The following is a 13173-nucleotide window of genomic DNA, read 5'->3' as shown; positions in this document are numbered from 1 at the left end:
AGTTTATACACCTCTTATTTCTGCTGCAATGCTTTGTGCCGCAGCTTTTTTATCTTCAGCTTTCGTAATGGGCCTGCCAACTACAATATGGGTGGAACCGTTTTTCAGTGCGCCTGACGGCGTGGCAATTCTGCTCTGATCGTTAACATCGCTGCCTGCCGGGCGGATTCCCGGTGTAACAATTAAAAAGCCTTCGCCGCACGCTTCGCGGATAGCAGCTGCTTCCTGCGGAGAAGCAACAACGCCGTCCATACCGGCTTCTTTGGCAAGTTTTGCCAAAGCGATTACCTGTTCGGCAATGCCTGTTTTGTAATTAAGGTCAGCATACTGTTCTTCGTTAATGCTGGTAAGAATTGTTACGGCAATCAGTTTAGGAGCAGGCCTGCCAAGTTCAGCAGCTTTGGCATGCACAGCTTTCACAGCTTCCTGCATCATTTTTCTGCCGCCTATGGCATGCACATTCATCATATCTGCGCCAAGCTCCGTAAGCACAGCCAGTGCGCTGGCAACAGTGTTGGGAATATCATGCAGTTTTAAATCCAAAAATACTTTTTTGTTATGTTCTTTTAAAAAGCGGATGATTTCACTGCCTGCGGCATAGTAAAGTTCCATACCAACTTTATAATGGCATACGGAATCGCCAAGTTCTTCCACACAGTTTTTGGCCAAATCAGCAGTCGGGAAATCAAGCGCAACTATTAATCTTTCATCACTTTGCATAGCTTACTCCTTCCTGCCGCTGCGCAGGGCAAAGCTGCCTTCCGGCAGAGCCGCGCCAATCATATCGGTAAGTTTATTGTAGCCGTGGCGGTTCATATAGTCTAAAATGCCGTGGCTGATGGTTTCGGCAATGCAGGGATTGCGGAAATTAGCCGTACCAACTGCAATGGCACTTGCACCGCAGAGGAAAAATTCCACGGCGTCTTCGGCTATTTCGATACCGCCCATGCCGATAATAGGCACATGCACCTTCTGCGCTACTTCGTAACACATGCGCACCGCAACCGGGCGTACTGCCGGGCCGCTTAAACCGCCGGTAATATTGCCAAGCACCGGGCGTTTGCGTTCAATATCTATCTTCATGCCGATAAGCGTATTAATTAACGAAATTGCATCAGTACCTGCATTTTCAACAGCCAGTGCCATTTCCGTAATGCTGGTTACGTTAGGAGAAAGTTTGGCAATAACTGTTTTGGTAAAATGTTTTTTTACCTGCTCTACAACGGCAGCAGCACTGTCAGGGCATGTACCGAAAGCAATGCCGCCCTGTTTAACGTTCGGGCAGGAAATATTAATTTCTACCGCATCTACACCGTCAACATCAAGCTTATGAGCAAGTTCGCCGTATTCTTCGGGAGAAGAAGCCGCAATATTTACAATTACTGGCACATCATATTTACGCAGTTTAGGCAGTGTTTCATTCAAAAAGTAATCGCTGCCGGGGTTTTCCAAACCTACGCAGTTAAGCATGCCGGAAGGTGTTTCAACAGCACGCTGGCCTTTATTGCCTTCGCGCGGCAAAAGCGTTGTGCCTTTTACGCATACTGCCCCAACTTTTTCCAAATCCAGAAAATCGGTAAATTCAAGGCCAAAGCCAAAAGTACCGGAAGCGGTGGTAACCGGAGTCTGCATTTTCAAACCGGCAATGTCAACTGCCAGACGTCCGTCATACAATTTTGCGCTTACCATTCTCCCACCTCCTCAGCCCAGAATACCGGGCCGTCAGTGCAAACCTTAAGGCGTTTGCCAATGCCGCTGCAAGAGCAGGACAGGCATGCGCCAAGGCCGCAGGCCATGTATTTTTCAAGTGAAACCTGGCATTTAACGCCGTATTTTTCAGCTGCTTCCGCAACTGCTTTCATCATCGGCACAGGGCCGCATACATACAGCGCGTCATATCTGCCGCTGGCAAGAAGTTCCGGCAGTACGGCCATAACCGTACCTTTGGTGCCGCAGCTTCCGTCATCTGTAGTCAGGTGCATTATCGGGCAGTATTCTTCATAGAGTTTTGTCCAGAACAATTCGTCGGCACAGCGCCCGCCCATAACAATTTCCGCTTTGCCTTTTCCAAAAGCAGAAGCAAGGAACAAAAGCGGTGCAAGGCCAAGGCCGCCGCCGACAATGAGCGGATGCTGCGCGTTCATATCGAAACCGCGCCCAAGCGGGCCCACAATACTTAATTTATCGCCGCTGCAATATTCTGCCAGCAGTTTGGTAGCTTCGCCGATAATGCGGTAAATCATGGTAATGGTGCCTTCTTTTTTATTAACGGCAGCAACACCAAAAGGACGGCGCAGAAGCGGCGCAGTGCAGTTAAATACCTGCACGTTTACAAACTGCCCCGGAACGGCAAGTTCTGCCAGTTCCGGTGCGTAAACTTCTATTAATTTTGTTGAATTGTTTAAAACATGCTGCCCAATAACTTTAGCTTCAACTATTTTCTTAGGCATTTATCAGCCCTCCCAGGAAAGGTCCTGCAAAGCAACAATACTTACTACACGGCGGCGGCGCATAGCGCTCATTACATGCTGCAGTTCGCGTGCCGTATCAAGGGATGTCAGGCAGGCAATGGCATGCTCAACCGTCGAGCGGCGGATTTTAAAGCCGTCGCGTTCAGCATCACGGCCATGGTTGGTTGTATTGATAACCATACTGATATGGCCTTCTTTAATTTCATCAAGAATATTCGGGCTGCCTTCACTTACTTTGGTTGCAACCCTTACTTTTACACCGTGGTTGTTCAGATATTCCGCGGTGCCGCCGGTTGCTACAATTTCATAACCAAGGTCTGCAAAACCGGCTGCAATTTCGCAGGCTTCTTCTTTATCCATATCGGCCACGGTAATAAGAATAGCGCCTTCATGCGGCACATTGATGCCGGCAGCAATGCAGGCTTTATACAGTGCGCGCGAATACTGGTAGTCAATGGCCATTACTTCACCGGTAGATTTCATTTCAGGCCCAAGGGTAATATCAACATTGCTCATCTTGTTGAAGGAGAATACCGGTGCTTTAACTGCATAGTAATCCGGGAAGAGCTGCAGGCCCGGGCGGTAACCCTGTTCGCGGATGCTCTGCCCCATTGCGCATTTGGTTGCAACATCAACCATCTGAATGGTGGTAACTTTGCTGAGGAAAGGCACGGTACGGGAAGAACGCGGGTTAACTTCAATAACGAACACTTCGTTATTGCGTACAATGTACTGAATGTTAATCATGCCGTGTACTTCAAGACCGATGGAAATTCTGTTGGTATAATCGATAATAGTTTTAATAACCGATTCTGCCAGCGTGCGCGGAGGATATACGGCAATAGAGTCGCCGGAGTGTACGCCTGCGCGTTCGATATGTTCCATAATGCCGGGAATCAGTACGTCCTTGCCGTCGCAGATAGCGTCAACTTCAACTTCCGTACCCTGCAGATAGTGGTCAACAAGTACCGGATGTTCGTGCGAAGCCTTAACGGCGTTTGTCATGTAGTATTTCAGTTCATCGTCGTTATAAACAATTTCCATAGCACGGCCGCCGAGTACATAGGACGGGCGCACCATTACCGGGTAACCAACGTCGGCAGCTGCTTTCAGAGCGCCTTCGGTGTCGAATACGGTATGTCCTTTCGGACGCGGAATGTTGCAGGAAGTTAAAAGTTCATCAAAACGTTCGCGGTCTTCGGCGCGGTCAATGCTTTCCACACTGCTGCCCAAAATTTTAATGCCTGCTTTTTCCAGCGGGCCTGCAAGGTTAATGGCTGTCTGGCCGCCGAACTGCACAATAACGCCTTCCGGTTTTTCTTTATCGAGAATGTTCAGTACGTCCTCAATCGTCAGCGGCTCAAAATACAGGCGGTCGCTGGTATCAAAGTCCGTACTAACGGTTTCAGGGTTGTTATTGATAATAATGGTTTCGTAGCCGAGTTCTTTCAGTGCCCATACAGAGTGAACGGAGCAGTAGTCAAATTCTACGCCCTGGCCGATACGGATCGGGCCGCTGCCAAGTACGGCAACTTTCTTTTTATCGCTTACTTCAACTTCGTCTTCTTCCGCATAAGTGGAATAATAGTACGGAGTTGCAGCTTCAAATTCTGCGGCGCAGGTATCAACCATCTTATAGGTCGGAATAATACCCCAGCCTTTGCGCATTTCACGCACTTCCTGCCATGTTTTGCCAATATAGCCTGCAATGGTAACATCCGCAAAGCCTTTTTTCTTGGCGGCAAGCATTAATTCTGCCGTCATGGGTTCGGTTTTAATGCGGTTTTCCATCTCAACAATGTTCATTACTTTTTGCAGGAACCATTTGTCGATTTTGGTAATATCGTGTACTTCGTCAATCGTTACGCCGCGGCGGAATGCTTCGGCAATAACAAACAGACGCTGGTCATCAATCAGATGAATACGCTCGCGTACTTCTTCATCGCTCAATGCTTTCAGTTCCGGCATTTCAAGGTGAATAAGACCGATTTCCAAAGAACGTACAGCTTTTAAAAGCGCTGCTTCCAGATTTCTTTCAATGGCCATTACTTCGCCGGTAGCTTTCATCTGCGTACCGAGAGTACGGTCTGCGGTAACGAATTTATCAAACGGCCAGCGCGGGAATTTTAAAACAACATAGTCCAGCGAAGGCTCGAAGCATGCCGTGGTTTTTTGGGTAACGGCATTCTGAATTTCATCCAGTGTGTAGCCAACGGCAATTTTGGTAGCTACTTTAGCAATGGGATAACCGGTTGCCTTGGAAGCAAGCGCCGAAGAACGGCTTACACGCGGGTTAACTTCGATTACATAATAACGGTAGGAATTCGGGTCGAGCGCAAGCTGTACGTTGCAGGCGCCGCGTACGCCGAGTTCGCGTACAATGTCGATAGAAGCCTGGCGCAGCATCTGTACTTCATGGTCGCTCAAAGTCTGTGCCGGTGCGGCAACAACGGAGTCGCCCGTATGCACGCCAACCGGGTCAAGGTTTTCCATGGAGCAAACGGTAATGCAGTTATCGTCAGCATCGCGCAGAACTTCGTATTCAATTTCTTTCCAGCCGGCAACACTGCGTTCAATCAAGGCCTGGCCGATAAGGCTGTACAAAAGGCCCTTACTTACAATATCGTCCAGTTCTTCGTCGTTGTTGGCAATACCGCCGCCGGTGCCGCCCAAAGTATATGCCGGGCGTACAATAAGCGGATAACCAACTTCACGCGCGAATTCCTTAGCTGCGGAAACGGTTTCAACAATTGTGCTTTCCGGAATCGGCTGGTTGATTTTTTCCATCGTTTCCTTAAACAGTTCACGGTCTTCCGCACGTTTAATGCTTTCAATCTGGGTGCCCAGAAGTTTAACATTATATTCGCGCAAAATACCCTGTTTATCAAGGTCAATGGCAAGGTTCAGGCCAACCTGCCCGCCAAGGGTTGCCAGCAAAGCATCCGGGCGTTCGCGTTTAATAACGCTTTCCAAAAATTCCACATTAACAGGTTCAACATAAACACGGTCGGCAATATGCACGTCCGTCATAATAGTAGCCGGGTTGCTGTTTACCAGTACAACCTCAAGCCCTTCTTCTTTTAATGCGCGGCAGGCCTGTGTACCGGAATAGTCAAATTCTGCCGCCTGCCCGATAATAATCGGGCCGGAACCGATAACCAGTACTTTTTTTACATTTTGCAGTTTCGGCATATTAGCGGCCTCCCATCATTTTAATAAAACGTTCAAACAAATATTCGTGACCGCCAGGCCCCGGGCTTGCTTCCGGATGGTACTGCACGGTAAAGGTCGGATGGTCAAGATAACGCACGCCTTCAATCGTATGGTCATTCAGCGAAATATTTGTAATTTCAATATTTTTACCTTCCAGTGATTTTTCATCAACGGCATAACCGTGATTCTGGGAAGTAATCATAACTTTATGTTCAAGCAAATCCTTAACAGGATGATTAATGCCGCGGTGGCCGAATTTCATTTTGTATGTATCGGCACCATTTGCCAGCGCCATCAGCTGATGGCCGAGGCAGATACCGAAAATCGGGCGTTTGCCGATGAATTTTTTAACTTCTTCGATAACGGAAGTCAAATCCTTCGGGTCCCCCGGTCCGTTGGAAAGGAAAATGCCGTCCGGTTGGGAAGCAAGAACTTCCTGCGCGCTTGTAAACGCCGGGAACACGGTAAGGCGGCAGCCGAAGCTTGCCAGATAGTTAAGGATGTTCTGCTTAATGCCGTAATCCATAACAGCTACATGGTATTTGCCTTCGCCCATTGTATAAATTCTCGGAGTTGTAACTTTGGCGACCTGATCATGAACTTCCGGCAGCGCCAGCAGTTTGTCAACTTCTTCCTGCGGCATTTCGTCCGGAACGATAACGCCCTGCAAAACGCCGTAGTTTCTCAGCTTTCTGGTAATGGCACGCGTATCTACGCCAACCAGTACCGGAACATCCTGTTCGTCAAGAAAATCTTCCAGAGATTTTTCGTTTTTCCAGTTGCTCGGATGGTCGCACAGCTCGCTGATAACATAACCCTGGAAGAAGCACCTTCTGCCCTGGTTAAAATCTTTATTGATGCCGTAATTGCCTACCAAAGGATAAGTCATTACAACAATCTGGTCGCAAAACGAGGGGTCAGTCAAAGTTTCCTGATAACCGCTCATGCCCGTTGTAAAAACAACTTCGCCGACAGCATTGCGTTTGCCGTACAAAGTACCTCTGTAAACGCTGCCGTCTTTTAAAACAAGTTTACCCTTTCTGCCTATTTGCCGCATACTACACCATCTCTCATAACAAATTTACCTGCTACCATAGTGGCAACGGCTTTGCCTTTGCAATGTTTGCCATTGAAAGGTGTTACGTTGCCGCGTGTATAAAATTTCGTATTATCAACTGTCCATTCCTTGTTAAGGTCGATAACAGTTACATCTGCCGGAGAGCCAACTTTTAAACTTCCAGCATTTAATGCAAAAATATGCGCAGGCGCTGTACTCATTTTATCAATAATTTCATTAATTGTGAAGAGCCCAGTATGATAAAGTTCGGTTAAAATTACACCCAGAGAAGTTTCAAGGCCGGTAAAACCGTTCGGTGCATAACGGAACTCAACGTCTTTTTCTTCCGGTGCGTGCGGAGCGTGGTCCGTAACGATAGCGTCCGCAGTACCGTCTTTCAATGCCTGGCGGCATGCTTCCACGTGGTCCATGCTGCGCAGCGGCGGAGAAACTCTTGTAGCCGTGCTGTATGTGCTGCATGCTTCATCCGTTAAAGTCAGGTGGTGAACGGTAACCTCGCAGGTTACATTTACTCCCCTTGCCTTGGCGCGGCGGATAATATCAAGCGCGCCTTTGGAAGCAACATGTGCAATATGTACATGCGCACCGGTATATTCGGAAATAATGCAGTCACGCGCTACAGCAATATCTTCGGAGATATACGGAATGCCGGGCACGCCGATGCGTGCGGAAACAGCGCCTTCATGCATATAGCCTTCGTGGTTAAGTTCTTCTTCGATAGAATGGGAAATCAAAACTTTATCAAAAGCGCTTACATATCTTGCAGCCAGTAAAAACAGGCGGCTGCTTTCTACATAATGGCCATCGTCGCTGAAAGCCATAGCACCTTTTTCTGCCATATCACCAAGTTCTGCCAGTTCCTTGCCCTGTTCGCCCTTGCTGATGGCGCCGATAACTTCTACATTTACATAACCTTCGCGGGCAGCGCGTTCTTTAATGCCGCTGACGATAATGCTGTTATCTACAACCGGTTTGGTGTTAGGCATGCAGGCAATGGTTGTTACGCCGCCTGCTGCTGCTGCCATGGTGCCGGTAACAATATCTTCTTTTGCTTCAAGGCCCGGCTCACGCAGATGCGTATGTACATCAACAAGCCCAGGAGCAACCACAAGGCCGGAAGCATCATAAACTTCATCGGCAGCTGCTTCGATATTTTTATCAATTGCAGCAACAACGCCGTCTTCAATAAGCACGTCCATTACTGCATCAAGATTTTGCGAAGGGTCAACCACACGTCCGTTTTTAATTAATGTTTTCAATTTGTTTCCCTCCTGTCAGCGTTAAGAACAGCAATGCCATACGCACGGCAACACCGTTTTGTACTTCGTCCCTGATTTTGGCGTTGTCGCAGTAACCAACATCCCAGGAAATTTCAAGGCCGCGGTTCATCGGGCCCGGATGCAGCACGGTTACATCAGGTTTGGCCAGTGCCAGGCGTTTTTCGTTAATGCCAAAAATTCTTGCATATTCGCGTGCAGACGGGAACAAACCTTTCTGCTGGCGTTCAAGCTGAATACGCAGAATGTCGATAACATCAGCGCCTTCAATAGCATCTTCAACACGTTTATGTACTTTTACACCAAGTGCTTCAATATCGTGCGGAATTAAAGTCATCGGGCCTGCAACATGCACTTCCGCGCCCAGTTTCGTCCAGGCAGCAATGTTGGTGCGTGCAACACGGCTGTATAAAATATCGCCGACAATTGCCATTTTAAGGCCTTTAAAATCTTTGCCCTGCTCGCGGATGGTAAACATATCAAGCAGTCCCTGAGAAGGATGTGCATGGGCACCGTCACCAGCGTTGATGATGACAGCTTTGGAAACATCGGCAGCATAGGCTGCGGCACCTTCGATAGGATGGCGCATTACAATAGCATCACAAGCCATGGACTGTACGGTAAGAATTGTGTCGCGCAGGCATTCACCCTTTACAACACTGGAGCTTGAAGTAGTAATGTTTACAACATCAGCGCCAAGATATTTTCCTGCCAGTTCAAAAGAAGTGCGGGTTCTCGTACTTGGTTCATAGAACAAGTTGATGATAGATTTGCCACGCAGCGAAGGAACCTTTTTAATATCACGCTTCATAATTCTTTTCATCTCGGCTGCGGTTTTAAGAATGAGTTCGTATTCCTCAACGGAAAGCGAATCCAAATCCAGTATATCCCTGCCGCCGAGAGAAACTGTTGCTTTTGCCATTGCAGAAACCTCCTGTTTGTTAATTTAAGCATAACTTGCGGGCTAAAGCCGCTTACTTATAAAAATAAAAGCCTTCCGGTCCCCATGAGGATAGGAAGGCTTGTAGTACAAGTTACCTAAAAGTCTACCTTACAGTCTCACAGGACCGATTTAAAGGTAAGTTTTATGTTGTTATTATTGTAACACTTCCGGGCATTGGAAGTCAAATTTTTTAAAGCATTTTCATTAATTATGTACTGTTTTCTGAAAACGTTAAAAGATTTTGTGTTTTTACAAAAATTTAATTTTTTAGTTAATAAAACAAAACAGGATTTTTTATAAATTATCACGAATTATAAATTGTTATCTATTTTTTATAGAGAGGAGGCTGATATTATGGATGTATGTTTAAAAGCCATTCAAAATTTCAAAACTTAGAAAAACAAAAAAGGAAGTGACCTCATGATTCAATTCATCAATGTAAGCAAGGCTTATAAAGAACACAATGTTATTGAAAACATCAATCTGGAAATAAACAAAGGCGAACTGGTTGTTTTAATAGGCCCCTCCGGCTGCGGCAAAACAACTATTTTAAAAATGATTAACCGCCTTATCGAACCAAGTGATGGCCAGATTAAAATTAACGGTACCGATATTGAAGCACAAGACCCTATCGAACTACGCCGCAATATTGGTTACGTTATTCAGCAGACAGGCTTATTTATACACATGACAGTACGGGAAAATATCGAAATAATTCCCCGGCTTGCCAAAATGCCGGTTTCCGAAATTGTTGACCGTACAGTAAAATTAATGGAAACGGTCGGTTTACCCGAAGAATTTTTAGACCGCTACCCCAATCATTTAAGCGGCGGACAGCAGCAGCGTGTAGGCGTTGCCCGCGCTTTTGCCATGAACCCCGATATTATTTTAATGGACGAGCCGTTTTCTGCGCTGGACCCTCTTACCCGCAGCCAGCTGCAGGACGAACTCGTAAGTTTGCAGTCAAAGCTGCATAAAACAATAGTTTTTGTTACGCACGATATGGACGAAGCCGTAAAAATTGCAGACCGCATCTGCATTTTACAAGGCGGGCGCATTCTGCAGTACGATACACCGGAAAACATCCTTAAAAATCCTGCCCACGGTTTTGTAAGTGAATTTGTTGGCAGCAAACGTATCTGGAGCAGCCCGCAGTTAATATGCGCCAAAGATATTATGATAACCTCGCCCAAAACAACATACCCTTATGTACCAATGTTTAAAGGGCTTGAAAAAATGCGTATTGATAAGGTCGACAGCCTTATCGTCATTGATGAAGATAATCACCTGCTCGGAATTGTACGTGCCAGAAGCATTCTGAATTCGGCCGACAAAAGCCTGCCGGTCGAAACAGTTATGACTCCCGCACGTGTAACCGCCGATACGGAAGAAAATATAGTTTCCCTTTTAGAAAAAATCAACGGGCTTAATATCTCAAATATTCCCGTTACAGACAGAGATAACCGGCTTGCAGGGCTTATAACAAACTCAAGCCTTGTAACAACAATGAGCCACCAGTTTATTGGTGTTAAAGGAGGTGCCGGAGCATGACTGCTTTTCTCACCTTTCTGCTTGAACAGCACCAATATATTTTTGAACTGCTTTTAGGGCATATACAGCTTACTTTGCTTTCTGTGTCAATAGCTGTTTGCCTTGGCATACCGCTCGGCGTTTATATCTCCGGGCGCGATAAAATTATGAAGCCGGTTATGGGGTTTGCCAATCTTGCCCAGGCATTACCGAGCCTTGCACTCCTAGGTTTTCTCGTTCCTTATATGGGTATCGGCTCTATTACCGCCGTATCCATGGTTGTGCTTTATTCACTATTGCCGATTTTAAAAAATACCTGTACAGGGCTGCGCAACATCAGTTCCGAAACTTTGGAAGCAGCAAAAGGTATCGGCATGACAGACATGCAGATTTTATTTAAAGTGCGCCTGCCCCTGTCGCTGCCGGTAATTATGGCCGGTATACGCATTTCAAGCGTTAACGCTGTAGGGCTGATGACAATAGCCGCCTACATAGGCGCCGGAGGGCTTGGCACGCTTGTTTTAAGCGGTATCCAAACCGATAATTCCGCCATGATTCTGGCCGGTGCAATACCTGCCTGCTGCCTTGCGCTTTTAATGGATTTTGTGATGAGCAAAATCGAAACAGCAGTTACGCCTGTTTCATTACAGCCCGCTTCCAAAAAAATGTCAACCAAAACTATTGAGCAAATTAAAAGCCAGCGCAAAAAAACTCTGGCCGTTGCCGCATGCATCATTCTTATCAGCGGCGGATTTTTGCTCGGGCGCGAACTTGTAAACCGTCCGGATATCCGCATCGGCTCCAAGGATGCAACCGAAAGCGTGATTATCGGCAATATGCTTGCTGATTTAATTGAAGCCAAAACCGATATCAAGGTTGAGCGGCGCCTTGCGCTTGGCGGCACAATGATTGCCTTTGAAGCACTGCGCAGCGGTGAAATTGATTTGTACCCTGAATATACCGGCACAGGTTACAGCACTATATTAAAAAATAAACTGCGCCCCGGTTTTACGCCGGAAGAAATGTATGATATGGTTGAAAAGCAGATGCGGCGCGACCACAACATTGAACTGCTCGGCAGTTTAGGTTTTAATAACACATATGTATTGGCAGTTACCAAAGAAACTGCCGAAAAATACCATTTAAAAACGGTAACGGATTTAACCCGTGTAAGCCACAACCTGCGTTTCGGATGCTCGCCTGAATTTGCGGCACGTGAAGACGGTTTGCCCGGTATTGAAAAAACTTACGGCATAAAATTCAAATCTGTCAATAATTTCAGCGGAACGCTTATGTATACTGCCATTACCAGTAATAATGTTGATGTTATTACGGCGTTTTCCACGGACGGGCTTTTGCAGAAATATGATTTGGTATTGCTGGAAGATGACAAAAACTTTTTCCCGCCCTACTATATGTGCCCGTTTATAAACGGCGAAACCGCAGAAGAATATCCGGAACTTATTGAAGCTCTTAAAGTTTTGGACAACGCTATTAATGACAGCACAATGCAAAGCCTTAACTATGAAGTTGTAGAAAAAGGCCGCGACCGCGCCGAAGTAGCACGCAGTTTCCTTTTGGACAAAGGTTTGGTAAAAACTTCTGATTTTGAAGAATAGCTAAAAAACGCATTACACTTTAAAAAGTGTAATGCGTTTTTCTCACTTAATTACAATTACAGTTCAATATTTTTAGCGTTGGCAAGGGTTTCTCTTGCTTCGGCAATCAGTTTTTCCATAACTTCCTTGCAGGGCAGAATTTCGTTAAGAGCGTTCAGGCTCTGGCCTACAAGCACTGCGCCATGTTCAATGTCGCCGTCTACTGCGCCCATACGGTTGGTGCCGGTTGCAAAATCGTTAAGCTCCTGCTGCGGAGCGCCTGCAACTTCTTTTGCAAGATATTCTTTGGTAAATTCGTTTTTCAGACAGCGTACTGCGTTGTTGCGGCTGAAGCCGGTAACAGCTGAATCGGTGTCGGTAGCATCAATAATTGCCTGTTTAGCACGCGGATGAGTCGGGCATTCGGTGGTAAGAATAAAACGGGAGCCCATCTGTACACCGTCTGCACCCATTAAAAGTGCTGCTGCAATGCCGCGGCCGTCGGCAATACCGCCTGCAACCAGAACAGGTACGTTTTTAACCAGAGGCAGTACGTTGGTCATCAGCGCCATGGTGGTCTGCTGGCCGATATGTCCGCCGCCTTCCATGCCTTCAATAACCATTGCGTCTACGCCTGCTGCTTCCACGCGTTTTGCAAGTTTTACGTTCGGCACAACCGGAATAACCTTAATGCCTGCACTGTGCAGTTTTTCAATATGAGGAACCGGGTTGCCTGCGCCGAGAGTTACAAAAGCAACTCTTTCTTCGCATACAACTTCAATAATTTCGTTAACATTCGGTGCCATCAGCATTAAGTTTACGCCAAAAGGTTTATCGGTTAAGGTTTTGCATTTTTGAATTTCTGCTTTGGTCCATTCGGTGGTACGGCCGCCGGTAGCAATAATGCCTGCGCCGCCAGCATTGGAAACAGCTGCTGCAAGGTTAGCATCGGAAGTCCACGCCATGCCGCCCTGGATAACAGGATATTTAATGCCTAAAAGTTCGGTAATTTTTGTTTTCATTATGTAAACACCTCTTATTCTTTTTTGTATACATTATACTA

General features: G+C 46.6%; 10 protein-coding genes. 2 read left to right on the top strand and 8 right to left on the bottom strand.

Features of this window, described 5'->3' with window-relative positions; all coding sequences use genetic code 11:
* Positions 1-3: 3 nt before the first annotated feature.
* From pyrF to M3079_RS01500, 7 genes are read right to left on the bottom strand one after another with little or no spacing between them, the layout of a single operon-like run.
* Positions 4-720: an orotidine-5'-phosphate decarboxylase gene (pyrF, locus tag M3079_RS01530; RefSeq protein ID WP_249076792.1), complete on the bottom strand. Its 717-nt coding sequence runs from the start codon at positions 718-720 to the stop codon at positions 4-6.
* A 3-nt stretch (positions 721-723) separates the two neighbouring features.
* Entirely contained in the window at positions 724-1689 is a 966-nt protein-coding gene (locus M3079_RS01525; protein ID WP_249076790.1) for a dihydroorotate dehydrogenase, read from the bottom strand.
* A complete protein-coding gene (locus tag M3079_RS01520; protein ID WP_249076788.1) occupies positions 1683-2450 on the bottom strand; it encodes a dihydroorotate dehydrogenase electron transfer subunit in 768 nt (255 codons plus the stop codon). The genes M3079_RS01525 and M3079_RS01520 overlap by 7 nt, the downstream gene beginning before the upstream one ends.
* Positions 2451-2453: 3 nt before the next feature.
* The gene (gene carB, locus M3079_RS01515; protein ID WP_249076786.1) at positions 2454-5663 is read right to left on the bottom strand and encodes a carbamoyl-phosphate synthase large subunit; all 3210 of its coding nucleotides are present in this window, start codon (positions 5661-5663) and stop codon (positions 2454-2456) included.
* A gap of 1 nt (position 5664) precedes the next feature.
* Complete coding sequence (carA, locus tag M3079_RS01510) at positions 5665-6741, bottom strand: glutamine-hydrolyzing carbamoyl-phosphate synthase small subunit (protein ID WP_249076784.1); 1077 nt, start codon at positions 6739-6741, stop codon at positions 5665-5667.
* Positions 6729-8021 carry a dihydroorotase gene (locus M3079_RS01505; protein WP_249076782.1) on the bottom strand — a complete coding sequence of 431 codons (1293 nt, stop codon included), beginning with the start codon at positions 8019-8021 and terminating at the stop codon, positions 6729-6731. The genes carA and M3079_RS01505 overlap by 13 nt, the downstream gene beginning before the upstream one ends.
* Complete coding sequence (locus M3079_RS01500) at positions 8005-8961, bottom strand: aspartate carbamoyltransferase catalytic subunit (RefSeq protein ID WP_021716387.1); 957 nt, start codon at positions 8959-8961, stop codon at positions 8005-8007. Before M3079_RS01500 ends, M3079_RS01505 begins: the two co-directional genes overlap by 17 nt.
* 441 nt (positions 8962-9402) lie before the next feature.
* Here M3079_RS01500 and M3079_RS01495 point away from each other — a divergent pair, with 441 nt between their 5' ends.
* Together M3079_RS01495 and M3079_RS01490 are read left to right on the top strand one after the other, a co-directional pair.
* Entirely contained in the window at positions 9403-10533 is a 1131-nt protein-coding gene (locus tag M3079_RS01495) for an ABC transporter ATP-binding protein (protein ID WP_249076780.1), read from the top strand.
* The gene (locus M3079_RS01490; protein WP_249076778.1) at positions 10530-12131 is read left to right on the top strand and encodes a glycine betaine ABC transporter substrate-binding protein; all 1602 of its coding nucleotides are present in this window, start codon (positions 10530-10532) and stop codon (positions 12129-12131) included. The genes M3079_RS01495 and M3079_RS01490 overlap by 4 nt, the downstream gene beginning before the upstream one ends.
* A 56-nt stretch (positions 12132-12187) precedes the next feature.
* Here M3079_RS01490 and M3079_RS01485 read toward each other — a convergent pair whose 3' ends face one another.
* Positions 12188-13132 carry a nitronate monooxygenase gene (locus M3079_RS01485; protein ID WP_249076776.1) on the bottom strand — a complete coding sequence of 315 codons (945 nt, stop codon included), beginning with the start codon at positions 13130-13132 and terminating at the stop codon, positions 12188-12190.
* Between the last annotated feature and the right edge of the window lie 41 nt (positions 13133-13173).

Source organism: Phascolarctobacterium sp. ET69 (assembly GCF_023336935.1).
In the GTDB taxonomy this organism is placed as follows: Bacteria; Bacillota; Negativicutes; order Acidaminococcales; family Acidaminococcaceae; genus Fusicatenibacter_A; species Fusicatenibacter_A intestinipullorum.
This window is presented reverse-complemented; position numbering and strand designations above follow the sequence as displayed.